This is a genomic window from Streptomyces capparidis (genome assembly GCF_054782095.1).
On the sequence record NZ_BAAGTD010000012.1, the window covers coordinates 106,155 to 129,477 of the forward strand.

Sequence of the window (23,323 nt, forward strand, 5' to 3'; positions counted from 1 at the left end):
TGGGACTGAGGCCGGGGCCGCGGGGGCCGGGAGCGGTGGCGCAGGGGCCGGACGGGGCGGGGCGCATGTTCACCCGGACACCTCAAGGATGAGCGCATCATCCTATGGCCATATTGATATGTTTTGCCCGATTCTGCCGCCTCTCCCCGACCTCCGCGCTCCCCCGTGAGGATCCCCATGGCAACACAGGTCACCCCCACACCCAAGATCCACCACGACGGCCAGGCGCGGCAGCCCGCGCAGGTGCCGATCGACATCGCCGGCGGCGGCCAGTCCCTCGCCCTGCCCGACTCCACGATCCGCAACCACGCCTTCGTCGTGCGGGGCCTGGGCTACGTCCCGGAGTCGAAGCTCAGCACCGGGCTGTTCGGCCGGATGTTCCGCGAGCTGGAGGCGTACATCCCCGACGCCGAGCGGATCAGGGCGATCGCGGAGCGGATGGCCGAGCCCGCGCACCAGGACCCGGCCATGGGCGACGGCCAGATCCCGGCCGGCTACACCTACCTCGGCCAGTTCGTGGACCACGACATCACCTTCGACCCCACCCCGCTCCTGGAGCGCTCCGACGACCCGGACGCCCTCACCAACTTCCGCACCCCGCGCTTCGACCTGGACTCGCTGTACGGGCGCGGCCCCGCCGACCAGCCGTACCTGTACCACCGCCCGCAGCCGGGTGCGCCGCCGCAGATGCTGATCGGCCGGGTGAAGGACACCGAGAACGAGTTCGACCTGCCGCGCAACGAGCACGGCGTCGCGCTGATCGGCGATCCGCGCAACGACGAGAACATCTTCGTCTGCGAGTTGCAGATGACGATGCTGATGTTCCACAACCGGGTCACCGAGTGGCTCCAGGACAACCCGCGGCACATCAGGGGCCACGAGACCGTCTTCGACGCGGCCCAGCGGCTGGTGCGCTGGCACTACCAGTGGATCGTGGTGCACGACTTCCTGCGGCGGGTCGTGGAGGAGGCGACCTTCCGCGACGTGCTGCGCCAGGAGCCGCTGATCCCCGGCGGCAGGCCGGTGGAGCAGGTGGTGCTGCGGTTCTTCTCCTGGGACCGCCAGATCTTCATGCCGGTGGAGTTCGCCGCGGCGGCCTACCGGTTCGGCCACTCGATGGTGCGGCCGCGGTACCGCCTGAACACGGTCGTCCCGGAGCTGCCCATCTTCACGCCGCAGTCCGCCCACGAGAACCCGCTCTCCCACTTCGGCGGGTTCCGGCCGCTGCCCGCCCAGTGGCAGATCGAGTGGGGCCGGTTCTTCGAGGTGGACGGCACCGGCCCGGAGCTCCAGCGCGTGCGCAGGATCGACCGGCTGCTCGCGCCGCCGCTGCTGGAGATGCCGCCCGAGCAGGCCGAGGGCATCAGGAACCTCGCCATGCGCAACCTCACCCGCGGGGCGCGGCTGGGGCTGCCGTCGGGCCAGGACGTCGCGGAGTTCATGGGCCTGGCGCCCCTCGGCGACCAGGAGCTCGACCTGCCGGGCGGCGGGCCCGCCCCGCTGTGGTACTACGTCCTGCGCGAGGCGGAGACGCGACAGGGCGGCATGCAGCTCGGCATCGTCGGGTCCCGCATCGTCATGGAGGTGTTCTGCGGCATGCTCCTGGCCGACCCGCAGTCGTACCTGCGCCGCGCGCCGGGCTGGCGGCCGGTGCTGCCGGGCGCCACGTCGGGCGACTTCACCATGCCCGACCTGATCAAGTTCACCGGCTTCGGCGTGGACCGGCCGGGCGAGCGGTGAGGCCGCGGGCCCGGGGCGCGGCGGTGCGCTCCCCGGGCCGCCGCCCGCCCCCGCGCGCCACGCGGGGGCCGGTGGGGTCACCAGGAGACGGTGCCGTCCCGCACCGGGACGCCGAAGTCCGGTGTCCCGTCCGCCTTCCAGTTCAGGCGCTGCACACGGGTGTGCCGGTTGGGGTCGTTCAGCGGGTCGCCGGTGATGTCCCGGTACTGGCGGGCGTGGTACACGAGGACGTCGGTGCGCCCGTCCTCGGCGACGGTGAAGGAGTTGTGCCCCGGCCCGTACTGGCCGTTGGCCTCGCTGCTGGTGAAGACCGGCACCGGACTCTTGCTCCAGGAGGCGGGGGCGAGCAGGTCGGCCGAGGCGGAGGCGGTGAGCAGGCCCAGGCAGTAGTTGCTGTCGGTGGCGCTCGCCGAGTACGTCATGAACACGCGGCCGTTGCGCTGGATCACCGACGGGCCCTCGTTGACCTTGAAGCCGCGGGTCTCCCAGTCGAGGGTGGGGACGGTGAGCCGCACCTGCGGGCCGGTGACGGTCCACGGGTTGGCCATCCGGGCCAGGTAGACGTTGGAGTTGGTGGCGATCCCGGGCTCCTGCTGGGCCCAGGCGAGGTAGCGGGTGCCGCGGTGCACGAAGGTGGAGGCGTCCAGCGAGAAGGTGTCCCACGCGGTGGTGATCCGCCCCTTCTCCGTCCAGGTGCCCGAGCGCGGGTCGGGGCCGGGGTTCTCCAGGACGTACATGCGGATGCGCCAGATGTCGTCGGCCCGCCCCGCGGCGAAGTAGATGTACCAGCGGCCGTTGATGTGGTGGATCTCCGGCGCCCAGATGTGGGCGCCCATCTCGCCGGTGGAGTGCCTGCGCCACACCACCTTCTCGCTCGCGCTCGCCAGCCCCTGGATGGTGGAGGCCCGCCGCACGACGATGCGGTCGTACTCGGGGACGGTGGCGGTGAAGTAGTAGTAGCCGTCGGTGTGGCGCACGATGTGGGGGTCGGCGCGCTGCCTGACCAGCGGGTTGGTGTACGTCGCCCGCGGCGCGGCGGTGGCGGCGGCCGCCCGCGCGGTGCCGGGCAGCGCGGCGGCCACGGCCAGGGCGGCGGCGCCCTTGGCGACCTGACGGCGCGTGGGACGTCCGGTGCGGCTCATCGGAGCTCCTGTCGTCGGCCCGGGAGGACCCGGGGAAGCGCGACCGACTGTCAGTAACTGATCGAATTTGTTCGGATGTTAGAGGTTCCGCGGAAGGCAGGCCATACTTCGGGCGTTCGAACATCGCCGAACGTCCTCGCCGTCCCCACGGCGACGCCGAACGCCCGTCCCTGTGCTGCCGAGGTGCCATGTCCGCGATCAGCGTCCTGGTGTTCACCCGGACCACCGACTACCGCCACGAGTCCATCCCGCACGGCGTCGCCGCCTTCCGCGAGCTCGGCGACACGGCGGGCTTCTCCGTGGAGCACACCGAGGACCCCGCGGTCCTCGCCGACCGGCTCCCCGCGCAGCGGGCCGTGGTGTTCCTGTCCACCAGCGGCGAGGTGCTCACCGGCGAGGCGCGCGAGGCGCTGCGGCGGCACGTCGGCACGGGCGGGGGCTTCCTGGGCGTCCACGCCGCCGCCTGCACCGAGTACGGCTGGCCGTGGTACGGCGAGCTGGTCGGGGCGTGGTTCGACCGGCACCCCGAGCTCCAGCCGGGCGTGGCCGTCGTCGAGGACCGGGACCACCCGGCCACCGCGCACCTGGACGCCACCTGGCCGTTCACCGACGAGTGGTACGACTTCCGCACCAACCCGCGGGGCCGGGTGCGGGTCCTGGCGAGCGCCGACGAGAGCACCTACGAGGGCGGCCGCATGGGCCGGGACCACCCGCTGGTGTGGTGCCGCGAGGGCGAGGCGGGCGCCGGCCGGTCCTTCTACACCGCCCTCGGGCACGCCCCCGAGGCGTACCGGGACCCCGCCTTCCGCCGCCATCTGCTGGGCGGGCTGCGCTACGTGGCGGGGCTCGACGGCTGACGGGGAGGCGGCGCCGGGCGCGGGCCGGGCAGACGGGGGGCGCGTCGCGGGGCCCTTCGGGGTGGCACGATGCGGTGCGTGCCCCGGATCACCGTGAACGACGTGGAGCTGCGTGTCACCGATGACGGCGCGGGGTCCGCGCTGCTGCTGGTGCACGGCTGGGGCGGTGATGGCGGGGAGTGGGCGCCGCACGTGGCGGCGTGGGCGCCCCGGCACCGGGTGGTCGTGCCCGACCTGCGGGGCCACGGGCGCTCCTGCGCGCCGCCCGACGGCTACGGGCCGCGCGACTTCGCCCGGGACCTGGCGGCGCTGGTGCGCGTACTCGGCACGGGGCCCGTGGTGGCGGTGGGCCACTCCATGGGCGGCCAGGTCGTCAGCGCGCTCGCCGTGGAGCACCCGGCGGCGGTGCGGGCGGTGGTGGTGCTCGACCCGGCGTACGGCGTGGACGAGGCGGCGCTGGCCCGCGTCCCCGGGGAGCAGCGCGCGCTGCGCGGCGAGGGCGCCCGGTGGGCGTTGGGGTTCGTGCGGGAGGCCTTCCGGCCGGGGGCGCCGGAGCGGGTGGCGGCGCTGAGGCGGCGGCACGAGCGGCTGGTGGCGGCGATGGACGCGGAGGTGCTGGCCCGGTGCAGGGACGGGATGTACCTGGCCGCGGACGCGTTCGGGGCCCGCCCGGCGGCACGGGAGTACCTGGCGCGCCGCCGCTGCCCGGTCCTCGCGGTGTACTCGACACGGGCGGCGGCCGAGTGGGAGCGGGCGGGGCTCGCCCATCCCCGGTCCCGGGTGGAGGTGTGGGAGGACTGCGGGCACTACCTCCACGAGGAGCGGCCGGAGGAGCTGGTGGAGCTGGTCGACGGGTGGCTGGGCACGCTGGAGGGGTGAAGGCGGCGGCCGGGAGTGGGCGGCGGGCAGGAGTTCGTCGGGTGGTTCGTCCAAGGGTTGTCGATGGGGGCGTGTGGGCCTAGCCTGGCGCCTCGTCAGCGCGGCCACGGCACGGAGGGCAGATGACCGCGAAGCGGACGTCCCGGGACATACGAACGGCCAACCGGTACGCGGTGCTGCGCCACATCGTCGCCGAGTCCCCGGTCTCGCGCCGGGAACTGGCCGCGGCGACGGGGCTGAGCCTGGCGACGGTGGCGAACCTGGTCGGCGAGCTGCTCGACGCCGGGCTGCTGGTCGAGGTCGGCTACGAGGACTCCGACGGGGGGCGCCCGCGCGGCCTCGTCGCGCCGCTCGCGTCGGGAGGCGCGCTGATCGGCGTGGACGTGGCGGAGACCTATGTCCACGCCGAGCTGTTCGACCTGGCGCTGACCGTGCTGGCCCGCGCCGAGGTGGAGCTGCGGCCCGGCGAGCACGATCCGGCGCGGATCGTGGCGCACATCGCCGCCGCGGTGGAGTCGGTGGTGGAGCGGGCCGGGACGGACGCCGACCGGGTGCTCGGCGTCGGGGTGAGCATGCCGGGCATGGTGGACAGGGAGGGCGGCGTCTCGGTGTTCGCCGCCAACTGGGACTGGCACGGGGTACCGCTGCTCGGTCTGCTGTCCGGGCGCCTGCCGTACCCGCTGTACCTGGACAACCCGCTGCGGGCCTGCACCGTGGCCGAGCTGTGGTTCGGGGCCGCGCGGGGGCGCGGCGAGGCCGTGGTGGTCAACCTCGGCACGGGCGTGGGCGCCGGGCTCGCCATCGGCGGCGGCCTGTACCGGGGCGTGACCAACAGCGCGGGCGAGTGGGGCCACACCACGCTGGTGATGGACGGGCGGCTGTGCCACTGCGGCAACCACGGCTGCGTGGAGACGTACGTCGGCGCACCCGGCATCATGCAGAACCTCAGGGAGCTGATGCCGGACAGCCCGCTGCTGCACCCGGAGGACCAGACCGCCACCGTCGACGCGCTGGCGCGCGGGGTGGCCGAGGACGACCCGGTGGCGGTGAAGGTGGTGCGCGACACCGCCCGCTACCTCGGCGCGGCCGTGTCGGACCTGGTGAACCTGCTCAACCCGGAAGTGATCGTGCTGAGCAGTTGGGTCGCGGCCCGGCTGGGCCGGCCGCTGCTCGACGAGGTGCGGGCGGCGGCGGCCCGGCACGCGCTGCGCCGCCCGTACGCCGCCGTCGAGATCACCCTGTCCCCGATCCCGAGCAACCCTGTCAGCCTCGGCGCGGCCACCTTCGCCCTGGAGGGCGCGCTGGCCTCCGTCGGCCAGCGCCCGCCCACGAGGCAGCCCCGGCCCGGCGCCCAGGGTTGAGGCCCGCCGCGGCGGGCCGGCGGCGGGCACACCCTGGCCGGCGCTCCGTCCGCGGCCGGCCGCGCCCCGGGCCCGCCCCCGGCCGTGGGCCCGCCCGGTGGTGCGCCCGGGCGCGGCCGCCCGTCCGAACCCGGCCCGGCCCTCGCGGGAGCACGCCGTTCGCCCCGCCTCCGTCCCGCTCCCCGCCCCGTACGGCAGTTCGCGTGAAGAGGCTTCGTCCAACCCATTGTCGAAGTCCATTCGGATGACTATCGTCCAGCCGGGCGACACGAGTGAAGGAGCACGATGAGCACCTCCCCCGACACGGAACTGCCCTACTACGAGGACAGGTCGCCGGGCAGCGGCTCCCTGCCGCCGCGCGCGTGGTTCCCGGCGTCCGACGCGCCGAGGCTGACCCTGGACGGGACCTGGCGGTTCCGCCTGTCGCCGACCGCGACCGCCGAGGACGAGAGCTTCGCCCGGCCCGACTTCGACGACTCGGGCTGGACCGGCCTGGAGGTGCCCGCGCACTGGTGCCTGGAGGGCCACGGCGCGCCGATCTACACCAACGTCCTGTACCCGTTCCCCGTGGATCCGCCGCACGTCCCCACCGAGAACCCGACCGGCGACCACCGCCGCGTGTTCGACCTGCCCGACGACTGGCCCGCGCCGGGCGACGGCGAGACGGTGCTGCGCTTCGAGGGCGTGGAGTCCTGCGCCCGGGTGTGGCTCAACGGGCAGGAGCTCGGTGTGTTCAAGGGCAGCAGGCTGCCCCACGAGTTCGCGGTGGGCGCCCTGCTGCGGCCGAGCGGCAACGTGCTCGCGGTGCGGGTCCACCAGTGGTCCGACGGCAGTTTCCTGGAGGACCAGGACATGTGGTGGCTGCCCGGCATCTTCCGGGAGGTGACGCTGCTGCACCGCCCCGCGGGCTCGGTCGCCGACTTCTTCGTGCACGCCTCCTACGACCACCGCTCGGGGGAGGGCACCCTGCGGGTGGACTGCTCGCCCTCCGGCCGGGTCGCCGTGCCGGAGCTGGGCATCGACGTGGCCACCGGGCAGAGCGCGACCGTGCCCGTGGAGCCGTGGACCGCCGAGACCCCCCGGCTGTACGACGCCGAACTGGTCACCGACGGCGAGCGAATCCCGCTGCGCGTGGGCTTCCGCACCGTCGTGGTGGAGGACGGCGTGCTGAAGGTCAACGGCAGGCGGATCCTGTTCCGCGGCGTCAACCGGCACGAGTTCCACCCGGAGCGCGGCCGGGCGCTGGACGCCGAGACCATGCGGCAGGACCTGCTGCTGATGAAGCGGAACAACATCAACGCGGTGCGCACCAGCCACTACCCGCCGCACCCCGCCTTCCTCGACCTGTGCGACGAGCTGGGCCTGTGGGTGATCGACGAGTGCGACCTGGAGACCCACGGCTTCGTGGGCCTGGGCTGGCGGAACAACCCGGTGGACGACGAGCGCTGGACCCCGGCGCTGCTGGACCGGGCCGCGCGCATGGTGGAGCGCGACAAGAACCACGCCAGCGTGATCATGTGGTCGCTGGGCAACGAGTGCGGCACGGGGCAGGGCCTGACCGCGATGGCCCAGTGGATCCGCGAGCGCGACCCGGACCGGCCGATCCACTACGAGGGCGACCTGTCCTGCGACGACGCCGACGTGTACTCGCGGATGTACCCGCCGCACGCCGAGGTGGAGCTGATCGGACGGCGCGAGGAGGAGCCGCTCGGGGCGGAGGGCGGCCCCGGCGACGCGCAGCGCCCCGTCCGCCGGGACATCGGCGACCTCGCGGCCGCGGACGCCAGGCGGCGGAGGCTGCCGTTCATCCTGTGCGAGTACGGGCACGCGATGGGCAACGGGCCGGGCGGGCTGAGCGACTACCAGCGCCTGTTCGAGCGGTACGAGCGGTGCCAGGGCGGGTTCGTCTGGGAGTGGATCGACCACGGCCTCGTCCGGCGCACCGACGACGGCACGCCCTACCACGCCTACGGCGGCGACTTCGGTGAGGAGCTGCACGACGGCAACTTCGTCTGCGACGGGCTGCTGTTCCCCGACCGCACCCCCTCGCCGGGGCTCGTGGAGTACAAGAAGGTCATCGAGCCGGTCAGGATCGAGGGCGACGGCGAGGCGGGCACGGTGCGGGTCACCAACGGCCACGACTTCGCGGACACCTCGCACCTGACGTTCCGCTGGACGTACCAGGCCGAGGACGGCTCGGTCGCGCAGGGCGAGCTGAAGGTGCCGCCGCTCGCGCCGGGCGAGTCCGCCGAGGCGGAGCTTCCGCCGCGCCCGTACGACGAGGCGCACGGCGAGAGCTGGTGGACGGTGCGGGCCGTGCTCGCGCGGGACACCGCCTGGGCGGAGGCCGGTCACACGGTGGCGTGGGGGCAGGTCCCGGCCGTGCCCCGGACGGTGCCCGCCTTCACCCCGGCGTCCCCCGCGACCGCGGCGGCGCCGGAGCCCGCGGCCGGGCCCACGGGCGGCGGGTCCGCCGAGGTGGTCCTCGGCCCGGGGGTGTTCGACGCCGCGAGCGGTGCCCTGGTCCGGCTGGGCGGCATTCCCGTCACCGGGCCGCGCCTGGACGTGTGGCGTGCCCCCACCGACAACGACGAGGGCGCCCCCTGGCAGCCCGAAGCGCGCCTCGGGCCGATCTGGCGCGAGCTGGGCCTGCACCGGATGCGGCACCGGGTGGACGCGGTGGAGGCCGCGGACGGGGAGCTGGTGGTGCGCACGCGGGTGGCCCCCGCGGCCACCGACGCTGGGCTGCGCACCGTCTACCGCTGGGCCGCGGGCGACGCCGGGCGGCTGCGGCTGACGGTGTCCGTCACGCCGGAGGGCGAGTGGGACGTCCCGCTGCCCCGGCTCGGGCTGCGGCTCGGGGTGCCCGCGTCCCTCGACCGCGCCTGCTGGTTCGGCGGCGGACCGGGCGAGGCGTACCCGGACACCCGCTCCGCCTCCATGGTGGGCCTGTGGGAGCTGCCCGTGGACGCCATGCAGACCCCGTACGTGCGGCCGCAGGAGAACGGCGCCCGCGCGGACGTGCGCTGGGCGGTGCTCGGCGGCGACGGCGTGAGCCTGCGCGTGGAGGGCGAGCCGGTGTTCTGCTTCACCGCCCGCCGCTGGACCAGCGAGCAGCTCGACGCGGCCCGGCACCTCCCCGACCTGGTGCCGTCGCCGGACACGGTGTGGGTGAACCTGGACCACGGCCTGCACGGCATCGGCAGCCAGTCGTGCGGCCCCGGTGTGCTGCCCCCGTACCACCTGCACGCCTCCCCCGCGGAGTTCTCGTTCACCTTCTCGGTCGGAGCCGGGAGTTGACGGAAGCCCAGGACCGGGCGCGGGAGACCGTCGCCGTCCCGATGTTCAGCCGGACGGCGACGGTCGCCTCGTGCGTCGGCTTCGTGCTCATCGGCGCCCTCCAGGCGCTGTACGGCCCCGCGGTCCCGGCGCTGCGCGAGGAGTTCGGCCTGTCCCCCGCCGCGGCGGGGCTCGGCCTGAGCCTGCACTTCGTCGGCGGGGTCGCCGGGGTGCTGGCGTTCAACGCCATCCACGACCGGATCAGCAACCGGACGCTGCTCGGCACCTCCTACGGCCTGATGGCACTGGGCGGGGCGGGTTTCGCGTTCGCCCCGAACTGGCCGCTCGCGCTGGCCGCCGCCTTCCTCGGCGGCCTGGGCTTCGGCGGCATCGACTACGGCCTCAACCAGTTGTTCGCCGTCGGTTTCGGGGACCGCAGCGCCGCCATGCTCAACATCCTCAACGCGCACTTCGGCATCGGCGCCGTCCTGGCCCCCGCGCTGCTCGCGGTGCTGGGCCCGGACGACTACCCGTACGTCTTCGCGGGCTGCGCCGTGCTGTCGGCGGCGCTGATCGCCTGCACCCGGGGCGTGCGGCGGGGCACGGGGGACGAGCAGCAGGGGGGCGGCAGGGCCGCCGCCCCGGCGGGCCGGGTGGTGCTGTCCCCGATCCTGCTCGGCTTCGTCGTCCTGTACGTGCTCAACGTGGGCGTGGAGGCGGGCGTCGGCGGCTGGGAGCCCACGCACCTGGAGACGGTCGGCTACTCCTCGGCCGCCGCGGCGTCGGCGACGGCAGTGTACTGGCTGATGCTGACGGCGGGGCGGTTCCTGGTGGTGCCGCTGACGCTGCGCTGGTCGACCGAGCGGATCATCACCGTCTGCTCCGCCGGGATGACCGCGTGCCTGCTGCTGGCCACGATCCCCGAGGTGGCGCCGGTGGCCTACGCGGGTGTGGGCCTGTTCATCGCACCGGTCTTCCCCACGGGGCTGCCGTGGCTGCACCGGGCGGTGCCGAGGGCACGGCAGGCCGGCGCCTGGGTGATCGCCGCCTCCATGGTGGGCGGTGTGGCCGCGCCGCCCGCCCTGGGCGCGGGCATCGAGGGGGCGGGCATCGACGCCGTGCCCGTGCTGCTGACCGCGCTGTCGGCGGTGGGCCTCGCCGCGGCGGTGTGGCTGGTCCGCGCCACCCGCAGGACCTGAGCGCCCGCCGCGGCCCGTCCCGCTCAGGGCACGATCGTGGGCGCCACCCCGCCGTCCACCCGCAGCGCGGCGCCCGTGGTCGCCGAGGACAGCGGGGAGCTGACGTAGAGGACCAGGTTGGCTATCTCCTCGGGGCGGATCAGCCGGCGCAGCAGCGAGGTGGGGCGGTCCTCCGCCATGAAGCGGCGCTCGGCCTCCTCGAAGGGGATGCCGTCGCCCTTCAGGCTCGCGACGAACTCCTCCACGCCCGGGGTGAGGGTGGGGCCGGGCAGCACCGAGTTCACGGTGACGCCGGTGCCGGCGACCTCCTGCGCCATGCCGCGGGCCACCGAGAGCTGGGCGGTCTTGGTCATGCCGTAGTGCACCATCTCGGTGGGGACCTGCACCGACGACTCGCTGCTGACGAACACCACCCGGCCCCAGCCCCGCTCCACCATGCGCGGCGTGTAGTGGCGGGCCAGGCGCACCCCGGACAGGACGTTGACCTCGAAGTAGCGGCGCCACTCCTCGTCGGGGATCTCGAACACCGGCTGGGCGGCGAAGATGCCCGCGTTGTTGATCAGGATGTCGGTGTCGGGCACCGCGTCGAACAGCGCCCGGGCGCCGTCGGCCGTGGCGACGTCGGCGGCGACCGGCACCACCTCGCCCCCGGACTCCTTGGCCAGGCGGACGGCGGCCTCCGCGGTGCGCTCCTCGCCGCGCCCGTTGACGACGACCCGGGCCCCGGCCCCGGCGAGCGCGCCGGCGATGGCGTAGCCGATGCCGGAGGTGGAGCCGGTGACCACGGCGGTGCGGCCGGACAGGTCGATCTGCATGGAGTTCCTCGATCCTCTCGGTTCTGGTCCTGCTGGTCCTGCTGGTCCTGCTGGTGCTGCTGGTGCCGGCGGACTTCCCGGGCGCCGGGCGCGCGTGCGCCGCGGCGGTCCCCGGGCGAGCCCGGTCGCGCGGCACGCACCGTGCCCCGGGCCGGGCGGGCCGAAACCCGGGCGGCGGGCCGGACCTCACACCGACGCCGCCAACCAGCGTCCACAATAATTGCCACCGCCCTTTACTTGCAAACGCTGGCTATCACTCACAGGGGGTAAACGCGGTAGTCTGGGAACACCCCGCGGGAGGCTGAGCGCGGGAGACCCGAAGGAGGGCGTGGATGTCCCAGCCGGCGAAACCTGGTGGCCCGGCCCAGAACTGGTGCGCCCTGTCGATGCTGCACAGCCGCATCGAGGCGCACCTGGAGCGCGTGCTCCAGGAGAAGCACAACCTGAGCGTGCGCGAGTACTCCGTGCTGAACGTGCTCAGCGGCCAGCACTCGGGCGACGGCGGGCATCTGCGGATGAACGAGCTTTCGGACTCCGTGGTGCTCAGCCAGAGCGCCACCACCCGCCTGGTCACCCGGCTGGAGGACCGCGGCCTGCTCGCCCGCTATCTGTGCCCGACGGACCGCCGGGGCATCTACACCGAGGTCACCGAGGCCGGCCGCAAGCTCCTCGAGGAGGCCAGGCCCACCAACGACGCGGCGCTGCACCAAGCCCTGGTCGAGGCCGAGAAGCGCCCCGAGCTGGCCCCGCTGGTCGCGGCCGTCCGCTCGCTCGAGGCACCGGAGTAGCCCCCGGCCGACCTGGACCGCGCCCGCCGCCCCGCCTGCGCGGTCCGGGGCGCGTCGGGCGGGGCATGGACCGGGCGGGACGGGGTACTGCGGCGTCCATGGCCGGAACGGGGGCCCGAGCGGGGTGCGGGCACGGGTTTCCGCCCGCGCCGGGGGCCCGCGCCGGCGGGTGGCCCGCCACGGGCCGGCAGCGTCCACCGAAGGCACCGCGAGAGCACGCTGGGGGTCAGACGATGCACCATGACGCGTTGATCGGCCGGGTCCAGGCGGGTGCCGGACTGCCGGACCGGGGGTCGGCGGAGCGGGCCGTGCGGGCGACCCTGGAGACCCTCGCGGAGCGCCTGCCCGACGGCGTCGCGGACCACCTGGCCGCCCAGCTCCCCCGGGAGGTGGGGGAGCATCTGCGCCGGGTGACCGCGTCCCACGAGCGCACGCGGGAGCAGCGCGGCCGGGGCGACCGGTTCGACCTGACGACGTTCCTCGGGCGGGTCGCGTGGCGCGCCGGCTGCCCGGAGGACGAGGCGCTGCGGGAGGCGACGGCCGTCCTGGAGGTGGTGGACGCCGCCGTCGCCCCGGAGCTGATGGACCGGCTCGGCCGCGTCCTGCCCGCGGACATCCGCGAACTGCTGCCGATCTCCCGGGCGCAGGGCGCGTAGGGGCGGCCCCGCCGCGGCCCCGGGCCGGGGATCGGGCCGACCGGAGCAGTCCCGATCTTGATCGTATGATCCCCGGATGAGACATGTCGGTTTCGCGCGCCTGCACAACTTCAGGGATCTGGGCGGGTACCGCGCCCTCGACGGCCGGACCGTGCGGTGGCGGCGGCTGTACCGCTCCGACTCCCTGGCCAAGCTGGAGGGCGCGGACTTCGACCGCTTCCTCGGCCTCGGGGTGCGCACCGTCATCGACCTGCGCTACCCGTGGGAGATAGCCGCCAAGGGGCGGGTGCCGGAGTACGAGGGCCTCGCCTACCACAACCACAGCATCGAGCACCGCCCCTACGACCAGGCGGAGATCGACCCCGCGCTGGACCCGTGGCGGTACCTCGCCGACCGCTACGCCGAGGTGGCCCACGACGGGACGGAGGAGCTGCGGCAGGCGCTCGACGTGATCGCCGGCGCCGACGAGCCCGTGGTGTTCCACTGCGCGTCGGGCAAGGACCGCACCGGGCTGCTCGCCGGTCTGGTGCTGGCGCTGCTCGACGTCCCCGAGGACGACATCGTCGCGGACTTCGCCCTGACCGAGCTGGCCACGGCGCGGCTGGTGGAGGACTGGCGGGCGGCGTACCCGGACCGGGAGCTGAGGTGGCCCGGGTACGGGCGGGCTCCGGAGCAGGTCATGCGGCTGTTTCTGGCCGACCTGGCGGCGACCTACGGCTCCGTGCGGGGCTACGCCGAGAAGCAGCTCGGCGTGGACGAGGAGCTGGTGCGGCGGCTGCGCGGGAACCTGCTGGAGAAGTGAGCCCGCGGCCCCCGTGCCCGCCCGGCCGCCGGATATCGCCTCGCGGCGGGGCCGGGCGGGCGGTTAGCGTGCGGGCCCATGACTGCCGATGGCGACCCCAAGGAGCTGGTGCGGCGCGGGTACGACGCGCTGGCGCCGCGGTACGAGGAGGCGTACGGCGCGGAGACGAAGTACCGGCCGTGGATCCGCGAGCTGCTCGGCCTGCTCCCGGACGGGGCGGCGGTGCTCGACCTGGGGTGCGGCGGCGGGGTGCCGCTGGCCCGGGACCTGGCCGCGGCGGGCCACCGGGTGACGGGCGTGGACATCAGCGGGACGCAGGTCCGCAGGGCGCGGGAGCGGGTGCCGAGGGCGGAGTTCGTCCGCGCCGACGCCACCGCGGTGGACTTCGCGGAGGCCTCGTTCGACGCGGTGGTCTGCCTGTACGCGCTGATCCACATGCCGCTCGCGGAGCAGCCGCCGCTGCTGGGGCGGATCGCCCGGTGGCTGCGGCCGGGCGGCCGGTTCCTGGCCACCACCGGGCACCGGGCCTGGACCGGAGTGGACGAGGACTGGCTGGGCGGCGGGGCCGCCATGTGGTGGAGCCACGCGGACGCCGACACCTACCGGACGTGGATCACCCGGGCCGGTCTCACCGTGGAGCGGGAGGAGTTCGTACCCGAGGGCGACGGCGGCCACGCCATGTTCCTGACCCGGGCCGGCGGCTGACGACGGGCCGGGCGCGGGGCGGGCCGGGCGCGGGCGGGGCGGGGTCGGCGCCCCCGGGCCGCTCAGCGCCCCCGCGGGGCGTACATGATCACGGCGACGCCCGCCAGGCAGACCAGGGCGCCCGCGACGTCCCAGCGGTCGGGGCGGTAGCCGTCGGCGACAGCGCCCCAGGCCAGGGAGCCCGCGACGAACACCCCGCCGTAGGCGGCCAGCACCCGGCCGAAGTCGGCGTCCGGCTGGAGGGTGGCGACGAAGCCGTACAGCCCCAGGGCGATCAGCCCGGCGCCGACCCAGGCGACGCCCCGGTGTTCGCGCACGCCCTGCCACACCAGCCAGGCCCCGCCGATCTCCAGCACGGCGGCCAGCAGGAACAGGGCGGTGGAGCGGAGGACGAACACGGCGGTCCTGGCCTTCCGTCGGTCGGCGTCACGGGCGGATCCATCCTGGCCCACGGCCTGCCCCAGCGGCTTCCCGGGGCGCTACCCTGCCGCGGTGACCTCCCTCCTGGACACCGCAGTGGACGTCGAACCGCTCGCCGGCGGCACCCACCACCAGTGCTGGCTGGCCGTGCAGGCGGACGGCTCGCGCTGCGTCGTCAAGGCCACTCCGGGCGCCCCGCCCGGCATGTTCGAGGCGGAGGCGGAGGGGCTGACCGCGCTGCGGGACAGCGGTGCGATCGCGGCGCCGCGCGTCATCGCGTACGACGACGGGCACCTGGCCATGGAGGCGCTGGAGCCGGTGCCCGGCTTCGACGACGCCCTCGGCTTCTGGGAGCGGGCGGGGCGGGCGCTGGCCGCGCTGCACGCGGTGCGGGGACCGGCGTTCGGCTGGCACCGCGACAACTGGCTCGGCCCGTGGCGGCAGGTCAACACCTGGACCGACGACGGTCACGAGTTCTACGCCCGCCACCGGATCCTGCGGTTCCTGCGCGAGCCCGGCGTGACGCGGGCGCTGGACACCGCGCAGCTCGCCGCCGTCGAGCGGATCTGCGCCGACCTGCCGAATCTGGTGCCGCCGCCGTCCGGGCCCGCGCTGACCCACGGCGACCTGTGGTCGGGCAACTTCCTGGCCACGCCGGACGGCGCGCCCGCCGTCATCGACTGCGCGGTGTCGTACTGCTGGCCGGAGGCGGACCTGAGCATGATGCTGTACGACGGCACCCTGGCCGCGCCCGGCAGGGCCCGCGCCGGGGCGCGGTTCCTGGCCGCCTACCACGAGATCCGGCCGCCGGAGCCGGGCTGGCGCGAGCACTTGGAGCTGCTGCACCTGCGGGAGCTGCTGTCCCTGCTCGCGGCGGGGCAGACGCAGTGGGCGCTGGAGCCGGTGCTGCGCCTGGTGCGGCGCTACGGCTAGCTCTCCCCGGTACCGGTACAGGCACCGGTGGCCGTACCGGCTTCGGCTTCGGCGAGCAGCGCCGGGTTGACCCGCTCCAGCACGGCGCGCAGCGCCCGCGGGTCCACGGCCGGCCACAGCACGGCGCGGGCGGCCCGGTAGCGCTCGGCGTACTTCGCGCGGCGCTCGGCGGGCAGTGCGGCGGCGCGGTCGGGGTGGGAGTTGTGGGCGTTGTCGGCGATCTTGACGAGGGCGGCGGGCTCGTACGCGGCGACCGCCCGGATCATGTCGGGGTAGGGGACGCCGGGGGTCCTGGTGACGCGCTCCACCACGTCCACCACCCAGGGGTCCACGCCCGCGGCGAGCAGTCCCGGCGCGGTCCAGCCGGTGTCCTCGATCACGTCGTGGAGCAGCCCCGCGGCGGCGTAGCGCTCGCCGAGCGGGGCGAGGCCGCGCGCGACCGCCCGCACATGGGCGACGTAGGGGACGCCGATCAGGTCGGTCTGCCCGCGGTGGGCCCGCTCGGCGAGGGCGTCGACGTCGGCGAGGGCGAGGTGGGGCACGGGCGCTCCTTCCGGCTGGGCGCAGTGTACGGGCGGGGCGTCGCGCGGGCCGCGGTCAGCCCGCGCAGCGGCCGGGGCGGGCGTGGAGGGTGACGAGCATGCCGTGCACGGGGCGGCGGGCGCACACCCGGAAGTCACGGCGCAGCACGTCCTCCTTGGCGCGCTCCACCGCGGTGTCGTCCTTGGGCGCGCCGAGGGGGTCGGCCACCACGACGATGCGCGCGGCGGTGAGCATGCGCCCGCGGATCCGCCCGGCGGGCACCTCCACCGCGTGCAGGGTGCCCGCGGCGACCGCGTCCCGGGCCAGGGCGACGTCCCGCAGCCCGGCGAACGCCTCGGGGCGGTACGCGGCGGGCTCCCGGCGCCGCCCCGGGGTGAACAGCACCCCGTCGCCTGGCCGGGAGAGTTCGGCGACGGCCCGCGCCGCCGCGGCCACGTCGTCCTTGCGGCTCTCCGGGGTGCGCAGGTGCGCGCCCCAGGCCAGGAGCGGCACCAGCACCGCGAACACGGCCAGGACCGCGGCCCACCGGGCGGATCCGCGGGCGGCGGCGCGCAGCAGGCGGTCGGCGGCCGCCCCGGCCGCCACGGCGAGGCCGATCTGCCCGTAGAGCACATAGCGGTCCACGTACACCGGCTCGCGCAGCGACAGCGCCAGCAGCGCGAGCCCCGGCAGCACCAGCAGCGGAACGGCCAGCGCCCGCGCCAGGGGCGGCGCGCACGCCGCGCAGGCGGCGCCCAGCGCGGCGGGCACCGCGAAGCCGAGCAGGGACAGCGCCGAGGGCGGGGCGATCCACGACACCTGCGCCTGCTGGCCCAGGCTGACCAGCGCCAGGGGCAGCAGACCCGCGGCCACCCCGGACGCCGCCACCGCCCAGGCCCCCAGCACCCGGCGCGGCGCCCGCACCAGCAGCAGGGTGGCGCCGTGCGCGAGCAGCGCCAGCACGGCGAACTCGTGCAGCAGGCAGGCCGCCAGTCCCGCCGCGGCGTAGCCCGCCCAGGCCCGGCGGCGCGGCCGGGCCAGGGCGCGCACCAGCAGCAGGCACGAGCAGGCCACCGCGGCGCACACCAGCGCGTAGGAGCGCGCCTCCTGGGTGTACTCCTGCACCTCGGGCAGGAGCGGGAAGAGCAGCCCCGCGGCGAGCCCGGCCCGTGGCCCGGCGACCGCGCGCCCGGTCAGGCCGACGCAGGCCGCCGCCACGGCCATGGCCAGCACCGAGGGCAGGCGCAGGGCGACCGCGCCGCCGTCCCACACGTCGAGCACCCCGTGCATGAGCAGGTAGTACAGGCCGTGGACGGCGTCGACGTGCTCCAGCGCCCGCCACAGCTCGGGCAGGCCGCGGCGGGCCATCTGATGGGTGGAGGACTCGTCCCGCCACACCCCGCCCTGCCGCCCGATCCCCCACAGGCCGAGCGCGACGGTGAGCAGCGCGGGGGCGAGGACGGTCGCCGGCCGGCCCGGGGTGCGCCGGGCGCCGGCGAGGGCCGGGCGGCGCGGGGCCGGCGCGGTGGCGCGGTGCGGGGGCGGCGCCGTCCGTGACGCGCCGGGCGCCCCGTGGCGGGCCGGTGTGCGGGCGGGCGCGGGGGGCGTGTGCCGGGTGGGGGTGGGCGGTGAGGCGGGGAGGGGCGCGGGCATGGGCGGTTCCTGGGGCGTCGGGGCGTCAGGGGCCCGGAGGGAGCCCTCGGCGGCCGGGCCGCGCCGGCTCCCTCCGGGCTCGCACACCCTGGGGCGGCGCTCTAGCCGCCGCTTAGCGCCTGGTTAGCGCCGACGCGCCGTCAGGTGGGGCCCGCGCCCGGCCGGTCGGGGTATCGGCGCAGGTGGGCGTGGGTTGACAGAGTCTCGGAAGACCGTCAGCATCATTCCACTAACTGATTAGTGAAAGGGTGGTGCGGGAGGTGATCGAGTTCCGTATCGACCGGCGCAGCGGAGTGGCCACGTACCTCCAGCTCGTCCACCAGACCAAGCAGGCCCTGCGCCTGGGCCTGCTGCTGCCCGGCGACCGGCTGCCCACGGCCAAGGAGGTGGTGGCGGCGACCGCCATCAACCCGAACACCGTGCTGAAGGCGTACCGGGAGCTGGAGCGCGAGGGCCTGGTGGAGCCGCGGCCGGGGCTCGGCACCTTCGTGCGCCGCTCGCTGGCCCGGCCGGAGGCCGCGGCGGACTCGCCCCTGCGCACCTCCCTGGCGGACTGGATGGGGCGGGCCCGCGCCTCGGGGCTCGGCCGTGAGGACGTCTCCGCGCTCTTCGCGTCCGTCCTCGACGCGTACTTCCACGACGGCGCGGCCACCGTCCGCGCCCCCGGGCACGAGCCCGGCCATGAGCACGAGAACGAGCAGGAGGAGGCCGGATGAGCCAGCGGGACACCACGGGCGGGGAGGCGGAGGAGGAGACGGCCGTCGAGGCGTCCGGCCTGGGCCGCAGGTACCGGCGCGGCTGGGCGCTGCGCGACTGCTCGTTCACCATCCCCGCCGGGCGCGTGTGCGCTCTGGTGGGGGCGAACGGCGCGGGCAAGAGCACCCTGCTCGCGCTGCTGTCCGGCCTGACGGAGCCGACCGAGGGCACCGTCCGCCTGTTCGGCGGGCACGCCCCCGGGTCCGCTTCGGCGCGACCGCGCGTGGCCCATCTGACCCAGGACAAGCCGCTGTACCGCGGGTTCACCGTGGCCGAGACCCTGCGGCTCGGCGGCGAGCTCAACCCCGGCTGGGACCGGGCCGCCGCCGAGGAGATCGTCCGCCGGGGCGGCCTTCCCCTCTCCGCCCGCGTCGGCGGCCTCTCCGGCGGCCAGCGCGCCAGGCTCGCCCTGGCCCTCGCCCTCGGCAGGCACGCCGACCTGCTGCTGCTCGACGAGCCGATGGCCGAGCTCGACCCGGTGGCCCGGCACGAGCTGACCGGCACCCTGATGGCGGAGGTCGCCGAGCGCGGCACCACCGTGGTGATCTCCTCGCACCTCCTGGCGGAGCTGCACGGGGTGTGCGACCACGTGCTGCTGCTCGCCGGCGGCCGGGTGCGCCTGGCCGGGGACGTGGAGGACCTGCTGGCCGCCCACCGCCTGGTCACCGGGGCGGGCTCGCCGTCCGCGCTGGACGACCACACCGTGGTCGAGTGCCGGGTGACCGGCCGCCAGTACACCGCCCTGATCCGCCTCCAGTCGCCCGCGCGCCCCGAGTGGGCGGTGAGCGAACCCGCTCTGGAGGACGTCCTGCTGGCCTATCTGCGCTCCCCCGACGCGCCCCCGCTGCACGCCTCCGGCGCGCCCTCGGCCGACCGCGCGGGGGTGACGGCATGAGCGCCACCGAGGTCGCGGTCGCGGCCAAGGGCCCGGCGCGGGAGCCGGCGAAGCGGCGTACTGCCGTGCCGCGGCCCCGCGGCGCGGTGTGGCTGGTCTGGCGCCGCCACCGCCTGGCCCTCGGGGCGTTCGCGCTGCTGACGCTGCTGGCGGTGGGCTTCATGCTGGTGGCCCGCGCCCGCGCCACGGCCTGGTTCGACGGCCACGGCCTGGCCGCCTGCCTGGAGGGGGCGTGCGAGGAGCGGAGGTACGCGGACTACTCGTCCTTCCTGGACACCCACCGGGGCCTGCTGATGGACACGGGGCAGTGGCTGCGCGCGGTGCCGGTGCTCATCGGGGTCTTCCTGGGCGCGCCGCTGTTCGCCCGCGAGTTCGAGCAGGGCACGCACCGGCTGGTCTGGACGCAGTCGGCCGGGCGCCTGCGGTGGTTCGCCGCCAAGCTGGCCCTCCCGGCCGCCGTCACCGCGGCGTGCGCCACCGTGCTCTCGGCGGCCTACACTTGGTGGTGGAGCCGGGAGCGGTACCGGATGAACCTGCACGAGTGGTGGCACACGGTCCCCTACAGCGCGGTCGGCCCGGTGCCGGTGGCCATGGCGCTGCTGGGCCTGCTGCTCGGCGCGACCGCCGGGCTGTTGCTGCGCCGCACCGTGCCCGCGATGGCGCTCACCCTGGCCTGCGCGGGGGCCGTGCAACTGCTGCTGGACCGGCTGCACCCGCTGCTGCTCACCCGGCACACGGCGGTGGCCGCCGCCCCCGCCGACTCCTTCTCCGCGCCCGCGCCGCCGATCCCGGACGGCGCGTGGCCGGTGGAGCACCGCCTGGTCACCGACTCCGGGCAGCGGCTGGGGTACGAGGGCATCCCCTGCTGGGAGTCGCCCGCCGCCTCGGCGCGCGACGCGCGGCCCTGCCTGTCCCCGGACGGCGAGCCCCTGCACGCCTCCGTCGAGTACCACCTGCCCGGCGACTGGGCCGGCCGCCTCCAGTGGACCGAGACCGGGCTGCTGCTCGCCGCCGCCGCGGCGCTCGCCGCGCTGTGCCTGTGGTGGGCGCGGCGCAGGCCGCTGTGAGCGGCCCGGCGCCGGGCGCGGCGCGGCCCGCCGCGCCCACGAACCCGCCGCGCCCACGACGACGAACCAACGACGACGCAGACGGGGGGACGGACCCGTGGACTTCCGCATCCTGGGGCCGCTGGAGGTACGGGACGACGACGGCGCGCCCGTGCCGCTGACCGCGCCCATGCTCCGCGCCACCCTGGCCACGCTGCTGCTGCGGGCCGGGCAGGTCACCCCGGTGGAGCTCGTCGCCGAGCGCCTGTGGGGGGCCGCCGCGCCGCCGACCGCCAGGGTCACCGCGCAGAACTACGTCAAGCGGCTGCGCCGGGCCCTGGGCCAGGACCGGATCGCCACCCGCCCCGGCGGCTACCAACTGCTCGCCCGGCCGGACGAGATCGACCTGGCACGGTTCACGGCCCTGCGCGACCGCGCCCGCCGGGAGGCGCGGCACCACCCGGCCGCCGCGGCCGACCGGCTCGACGCGGCGCTGGCGCTGTGGCGGGACGGGGCCCTGGAGGACGTCGGCGACTGCCCGCTGCGCGCCGTCGAGCTGCCGGCGCTCCAGGAGCTGCGGCTCGCCGCCATGCGGGAGCGCTTCGAGCTCTGTCTGCGCCTGGGGCGGCACGGCGCCGTGCTGGAGGAGCTGGGCCGGGCGGCCCGCGCCCACCCCGCCCACGAGGTGTTCACCGGCCAGTGGATGCTGGCCCTGCACCGCGACGGCCGCACCGCGCAGGCGCTCCAGGCGTACCGCGAGACCCGGCGGCTGCTGCTGCGCGAGCTGGGGGTGGCGCCGGGGCCGGGGCTGCGCGCGCTGGAGGAGGCGATCCGGCGCGGCGACCCGGGCCTGGCCGCCCCCGCGCACTCCCCCGCGCCGGTCCGCGCACCGCACCGGCCGCGGGTGGGGGGAGGCCGCGGGGCCGGGGCGGTGCGCGGGGGACGGTGCCGGGCGGCGAGCGGGGCCGGGCCGCCGCGGTGAGCGGCTCACACCGGGGCGGTCGGCGTGCCCTGCGCCTCCTGCCGCTGCCCGGCGCGGGAGCGGGCCAGGAGCGGGTCCAGCGCCCACTTGCCGGGGCCGTACAGCGCGATGATCAGGAACGTCCAGCAGAACATCACCGCGGCCTCGCCGCCGTTCTCGATGGGGAAGAACGCCTCCGACTGGTGCTCGGTGAAGTACGCGTAGGCCATGGAGCCCGAGCACAGCACCGCCGACAGCCTGGTGCCCAGCCCGAGCGCGACCAGGATGCCGCCCACCAGTTGGATCACCGCGGCCCACCAGGAGGGCCAGGCCCCGGCGTCGGGCACGTCACCGCCGTGCGGCCCGCCCATCACGTCGAACAGGGTCGCCGCCCCGTGGCAGGCGAACAGCAACCCCACCAGGATGCGGAACGCCGCCAGGACGTAGTCCCTGGCTCTGTCCACCAGGCCCAGCAGGTCCATTGGGTACTCCATAAGGTCTCGGGCGGCCCGTGCGGGCCGGTGGCGGATCGGTGTGCGCCTTGCCTGCGTGCGGTGCGCGGCCGGCCGGGCGCCGCGAGGCGACCGGCCGGGGCGGGCGGGGGGCCGGTCCTGTGGTGGGCCGGGCCCCGATGCGGGTGCGCGCGGCGGCGCCGAGCGCCGCCGCGCGCCCGATGGCGCGGAGTGTCACGTCACCGGGTGGTGGCGGTGCGGGCTCCCGCGGCGATCGCCAGCTCGTAGGCACGCTGCGGCACGAACTGGCCGGCGGGCGCGATGCAGCCGTCCGCCTCGCCGGGCAGCTTCACCCACAGGAAGGCGGCGATCTGGGCGTCGCCGGTGTTGGTGGTGCTCGGGGTGCCCAAGGCCCGTCCGGACGGGTCGCACCACTCGCTGCCCGCAGGGCCGTTGCCGTTGCGGCTGGTGTCGATGACGGCGCGCAGCCTGCTGTTGCCGAGCGCCCCGAGGACCGACTTGGCGTAGGAGACCTCGTTGGCGGTGCGGTTGTAGTTGGAGACGTTGGTGGAGATGCCGTCGGCGCTGTTGGCGATGTCGGCGCGGCGCAGCCGGTTGGCCATCTCGGAGGGGGCGAGCCAGGTGGAGTGGGCGGCGTCGAAGTACACCTTGGCCTGGGCGGAGCCCTGCTTGAGCTTCTTGCCCGCGTAGGCCATCGACGCCACGGTCTCGGCCTGCTGCCCGCTGTTCATGCAGTTGGACATCAGGGCCAGCACGTCGGGTTCGAGCACGATGGTGGCGGGCCGCCCGGCGAGCCCCGCGGAGAGCTCGTCGATCCACTGGCGGTAGGCGGTGTGGCTGGGCGCGCCGCCGCCGCTGGGGCCGCCGCAGTCCCGGTTCGGCATGTCGTAGACGACCAGGATCGGGATCTTGCCGACGTTCGCGGCCGCCCCCACGTAGGAGCTGACCTCGCTGCGGATCGTGCTGGTGTTGGTGGTGGTGAACCACCGTGCGGCGGGGACGGAGGCTATGCGGTCGCGTATGACGGGCATGCGCCCGTCGCCCGGGTTGGCGGCGACCCACCTGGCGGCCTGCGTCTGGGGGTCCACGTAGAACGCGGAGTCGGCGCGGGGCGCGGACGACGCGGCGGGGGCCGCGCCGGCGGCGGGCACGGACACCGTGGCCGCGGTCGCCAGGGCGAGCAGGGCGGCGGCCACGAGCGAGGGCCGCTTTTTGATCATGGACATGACATCTCCATCAGTGCGGGTGACGGAAGGCGGAACGACGCGCGGGAGGTCGGACGGATCCGGCCGTGGGAAGGCGCAGGCGCACCGACAACGGCGAACGGCCGCGCGCACCGGGCGGGGGGACGGGTGGCGCGATGCCGCCGAAGGAGCGCCGCGGCCCGGACCGGGCCACTGCGCGGACGGGTGGGGGGAATTGGAAGCGCTTCCAAGCAGCA

At 75.7% G+C, this 23,323-nt stretch carries 22 protein-coding genes; 15 read left to right on the plus strand and 7 right to left on the minus strand.

The window, feature by feature from the left end:
- Positions 1-177: 177 nt before the first annotated feature.
- The gene (locus ACYVO2_RS12665; RefSeq protein ID WP_461007819.1) at positions 178-1,740 is read left to right on the plus strand and encodes a peroxidase family protein; all 1,563 of its coding nucleotides are present in this window, start codon (positions 178-180) and stop codon (positions 1,738-1,740) included.
- Between the two features lie 77 nt (positions 1,741-1,817).
- Here ACYVO2_RS12665 and ACYVO2_RS12670 read toward each other — a convergent pair whose 3' ends face one another.
- Positions 1,818-2,882 (minus strand): glycoside hydrolase family 43 protein, encoded by a 1,065-nt coding sequence (locus tag ACYVO2_RS12670; RefSeq protein WP_461007820.1) that lies wholly within the window; start codon positions 2,880-2,882, stop codon positions 1,818-1,820.
- Between the two features lie 188 nt (positions 2,883-3,070).
- On the opposite strand from ACYVO2_RS12670, the gene ACYVO2_RS12675 reads away from it, so the two are divergent.
- The 5 genes from ACYVO2_RS12675 to ACYVO2_RS12695 all read left to right on the plus strand — a co-directional run bounded on the left by ACYVO2_RS12675 (position 3,071) and on the right by ACYVO2_RS12695 (position 10,457).
- On the plus strand, positions 3,071-3,739 hold the full coding sequence (locus tag ACYVO2_RS12675; RefSeq protein ID WP_461007821.1) for a ThuA domain-containing protein: 669 nt from the start codon (positions 3,071-3,073) through the stop codon (positions 3,737-3,739).
- A gap of 78 nt (positions 3,740-3,817) precedes the next feature.
- Entirely contained in the window at positions 3,818-4,618 is an 801-nt protein-coding gene (locus ACYVO2_RS12680) for an alpha/beta fold hydrolase (protein ID WP_461007822.1), read from the plus strand.
- Positions 4,619-4,740: 122 nt separating this feature from the next.
- The gene (locus ACYVO2_RS12685) at positions 4,741-5,979 is read left to right on the plus strand and encodes an ROK family transcriptional regulator (protein WP_461007823.1); all 1,239 of its coding nucleotides are present in this window, start codon (positions 4,741-4,743) and stop codon (positions 5,977-5,979) included.
- Between the two features lie 285 nt (positions 5,980-6,264).
- Positions 6,265-9,279 (plus strand): glycoside hydrolase family 2 TIM barrel-domain containing protein, encoded by a 3,015-nt coding sequence (locus ACYVO2_RS12690; protein WP_461007824.1) that lies wholly within the window; start codon positions 6,265-6,267, stop codon positions 9,277-9,279.
- 41 nt (positions 9,280-9,320) lie between these two features.
- Positions 9,321-10,457, plus strand: a complete 1,137-nt coding sequence (locus ACYVO2_RS12695; RefSeq protein WP_461007870.1) for an MFS transporter — start codon at positions 9,321-9,323, stop codon at positions 10,455-10,457.
- A gap of 23 nt (positions 10,458-10,480) precedes the next feature.
- On the opposite strand, the gene ACYVO2_RS12700 is transcribed toward ACYVO2_RS12695, so the two are convergent.
- Positions 10,481-11,272 carry an SDR family NAD(P)-dependent oxidoreductase gene (locus ACYVO2_RS12700; protein ID WP_461007825.1) on the minus strand — a complete coding sequence of 264 codons (792 nt, stop codon included), beginning with the start codon at positions 11,270-11,272 and terminating at the stop codon, positions 10,481-10,483.
- Positions 11,273-11,604: 332 nt separating this feature from the next.
- On the opposite strand from ACYVO2_RS12700, the gene ACYVO2_RS12705 reads away from it, so the two are divergent.
- The 4 genes from ACYVO2_RS12705 (at position 11,605) to ACYVO2_RS12720 (ending at position 14,223) form a co-directional block, all read left to right on the plus strand.
- Positions 11,605-12,060, plus strand: coding sequence for a MarR family winged helix-turn-helix transcriptional regulator (locus ACYVO2_RS12705; RefSeq protein ID WP_461007826.1), 456 nt, complete (start codon positions 11,605-11,607; stop codon positions 12,058-12,060).
- A 233-nt stretch (positions 12,061-12,293) separates the two neighbouring features.
- Complete coding sequence (locus ACYVO2_RS12710; protein ID WP_461007827.1) at positions 12,294-12,716, plus strand: DUF2267 domain-containing protein; 423 nt, start codon at positions 12,294-12,296, stop codon at positions 12,714-12,716.
- 76 nt (positions 12,717-12,792) lie between these two features.
- Positions 12,793-13,518, plus strand: coding sequence for a tyrosine-protein phosphatase (locus ACYVO2_RS12715; RefSeq protein WP_461007828.1), 726 nt, complete (start codon positions 12,793-12,795; stop codon positions 13,516-13,518).
- Positions 13,519-13,596: 78 nt separating this feature from the next.
- A complete protein-coding gene (locus ACYVO2_RS12720) occupies positions 13,597-14,223 on the plus strand; it encodes a class I SAM-dependent methyltransferase (RefSeq protein WP_461007829.1) in 627 nt (208 codons plus the stop codon).
- Positions 14,224-14,285: 62 nt separating this feature from the next.
- On the opposite strand, the gene ACYVO2_RS12725 is transcribed toward ACYVO2_RS12720, so the two are convergent.
- A complete protein-coding gene (locus ACYVO2_RS12725; RefSeq protein WP_461007830.1) occupies positions 14,286-14,621 on the minus strand; it encodes a YnfA family protein in 336 nt (111 codons plus the stop codon).
- 94 nt (positions 14,622-14,715) lie between these two features.
- Here ACYVO2_RS12725 and ACYVO2_RS12730 point away from each other — a divergent pair, with 94 nt between their 5' ends.
- The gene (locus tag ACYVO2_RS12730) at positions 14,716-15,576 is read left to right on the plus strand and encodes a fructosamine kinase family protein (RefSeq protein ID WP_461007831.1); all 861 of its coding nucleotides are present in this window, start codon (positions 14,716-14,718) and stop codon (positions 15,574-15,576) included.
- Here ACYVO2_RS12730 and ACYVO2_RS12735 read toward each other — a convergent pair.
- The gene (locus tag ACYVO2_RS12735; RefSeq protein ID WP_461007832.1) at positions 15,573-16,118 is read right to left on the minus strand and encodes an HD domain-containing protein; all 546 of its coding nucleotides are present in this window, start codon (positions 16,116-16,118) and stop codon (positions 15,573-15,575) included. The genes ACYVO2_RS12730 and ACYVO2_RS12735 overlap by 4 nt on opposite strands.
- 55 nt (positions 16,119-16,173) lie before the next feature.
- The gene (locus ACYVO2_RS12740; protein WP_461007833.1) at positions 16,174-17,751 is read right to left on the minus strand and encodes a glycosyltransferase family 39 protein; all 1,578 of its coding nucleotides are present in this window, start codon (positions 17,749-17,751) and stop codon (positions 16,174-16,176) included.
- Positions 17,752-18,011: 260 nt separating this feature from the next.
- Between ACYVO2_RS12740 and ACYVO2_RS12745 the strand changes: the two genes are divergently transcribed.
- The 4 genes from ACYVO2_RS12745 to ACYVO2_RS12760 all read left to right on the plus strand — a co-directional run bounded on the left by ACYVO2_RS12745 (position 18,012) and on the right by ACYVO2_RS12760 (position 21,430).
- Entirely contained in the window at positions 18,012-18,467 is a 456-nt protein-coding gene (locus ACYVO2_RS12745) for a GntR family transcriptional regulator (protein WP_461007834.1), read from the plus strand.
- Positions 18,464-19,402 carry an ABC transporter ATP-binding protein gene (locus ACYVO2_RS12750; RefSeq protein ID WP_461007835.1) on the plus strand — a complete coding sequence of 313 codons (939 nt, stop codon included), beginning with the start codon at positions 18,464-18,466 and terminating at the stop codon, positions 19,400-19,402. Before ACYVO2_RS12745 ends, ACYVO2_RS12750 begins: the two co-directional genes overlap by 4 nt.
- A complete protein-coding gene (locus ACYVO2_RS12755; RefSeq protein WP_461007836.1) occupies positions 19,399-20,469 on the plus strand; it encodes a translation initiation factor IF-2 in 1,071 nt (356 codons plus the stop codon). The genes ACYVO2_RS12750 and ACYVO2_RS12755 overlap by 4 nt, the downstream gene beginning before the upstream one ends.
- Before the next feature lie 97 nt (positions 20,470-20,566).
- The gene (locus tag ACYVO2_RS12760) at positions 20,567-21,430 is read left to right on the plus strand and encodes an AfsR/SARP family transcriptional regulator (RefSeq protein ID WP_461007837.1); all 864 of its coding nucleotides are present in this window, start codon (positions 20,567-20,569) and stop codon (positions 21,428-21,430) included.
- Positions 21,431-21,435: 5 nt separating this feature from the next.
- Here ACYVO2_RS12760 and ACYVO2_RS12765 read toward each other — a convergent pair whose 3' ends face one another.
- Positions 21,436-21,891 (minus strand): DoxX family protein, encoded by a 456-nt coding sequence (locus tag ACYVO2_RS12765; RefSeq protein ID WP_461007838.1) that lies wholly within the window; start codon positions 21,889-21,891, stop codon positions 21,436-21,438.
- Positions 21,892-22,100: 209 nt separating this feature from the next.
- Positions 22,101-23,108, minus strand: coding sequence for a glycoside hydrolase family 6 protein (locus tag ACYVO2_RS12770; protein WP_461007839.1), 1,008 nt, complete (start codon positions 23,106-23,108; stop codon positions 22,101-22,103).
- Between the last annotated feature and the right edge of the window lie 215 nt (positions 23,109-23,323).

Bases quoted from the DNA above. Each gene is read 5' to 3' on its own strand.
- ACYVO2_RS12665 (WP_461007819.1), top strand. From the start codon at position 178: ATGGCAACACAGGTCACCCCCACACCCAAGATCCACCACGACGGCCAG.
- ACYVO2_RS12670 (WP_461007820.1), bottom strand. From the start codon at position 2,882: ATGAGCCGCACCGGACGTCCCACGCGCCGTCAGGTCGCCAAGGGCGCC.
- ACYVO2_RS12675 (WP_461007821.1), top strand. From the start codon at position 3,071: ATGTCCGCGATCAGCGTCCTGGTGTTCACCCGGACCACCGACTACCGC.
- ACYVO2_RS12685 (WP_461007823.1), top strand. From the start codon at position 4,741: ATGACCGCGAAGCGGACGTCCCGGGACATACGAACGGCCAACCGGTAC.
- ACYVO2_RS12690 (WP_461007824.1), top strand. From the start codon at position 6,265: ATGAGCACCTCCCCCGACACGGAACTGCCCTACTACGAGGACAGGTCG.
- ACYVO2_RS12695 (WP_461007870.1), top strand. From the start codon at position 9,321: ATGTTCAGCCGGACGGCGACGGTCGCCTCGTGCGTCGGCTTCGTGCTC.
- ACYVO2_RS12700 (WP_461007825.1), bottom strand. From the start codon at position 11,272: ATGCAGATCGACCTGTCCGGCCGCACCGCCGTGGTCACCGGCTCCACC.
- ACYVO2_RS12705 (WP_461007826.1), top strand. From the start codon at position 11,605: ATGTCCCAGCCGGCGAAACCTGGTGGCCCGGCCCAGAACTGGTGCGCC.
- ACYVO2_RS12710 (WP_461007827.1), top strand. From the start codon at position 12,294: ATGCACCATGACGCGTTGATCGGCCGGGTCCAGGCGGGTGCCGGACTG.
- ACYVO2_RS12715 (WP_461007828.1), top strand. From the start codon at position 12,793: ATGAGACATGTCGGTTTCGCGCGCCTGCACAACTTCAGGGATCTGGGC.
- ACYVO2_RS12720 (WP_461007829.1), top strand. From the start codon at position 13,597: ATGACTGCCGATGGCGACCCCAAGGAGCTGGTGCGGCGCGGGTACGAC.
- ACYVO2_RS12740 (WP_461007833.1), bottom strand. From the start codon at position 17,751: ATGCCCGCGCCCCTCCCCGCCTCACCGCCCACCCCCACCCGGCACACG.
- ACYVO2_RS12750 (WP_461007835.1), top strand. From the start codon at position 18,464: ATGAGCCAGCGGGACACCACGGGCGGGGAGGCGGAGGAGGAGACGGCC.
- ACYVO2_RS12755 (WP_461007836.1), top strand. From the start codon at position 19,399: ATGAGCGCCACCGAGGTCGCGGTCGCGGCCAAGGGCCCGGCGCGGGAG.
- ACYVO2_RS12765 (WP_461007838.1), bottom strand. From the start codon at position 21,891: ATGGACCTGCTGGGCCTGGTGGACAGAGCCAGGGACTACGTCCTGGCG.
- ACYVO2_RS12770 (WP_461007839.1), bottom strand. From the start codon at position 23,108: ATGTCCATGATCAAAAAGCGGCCCTCGCTCGTGGCCGCCGCCCTGCTC.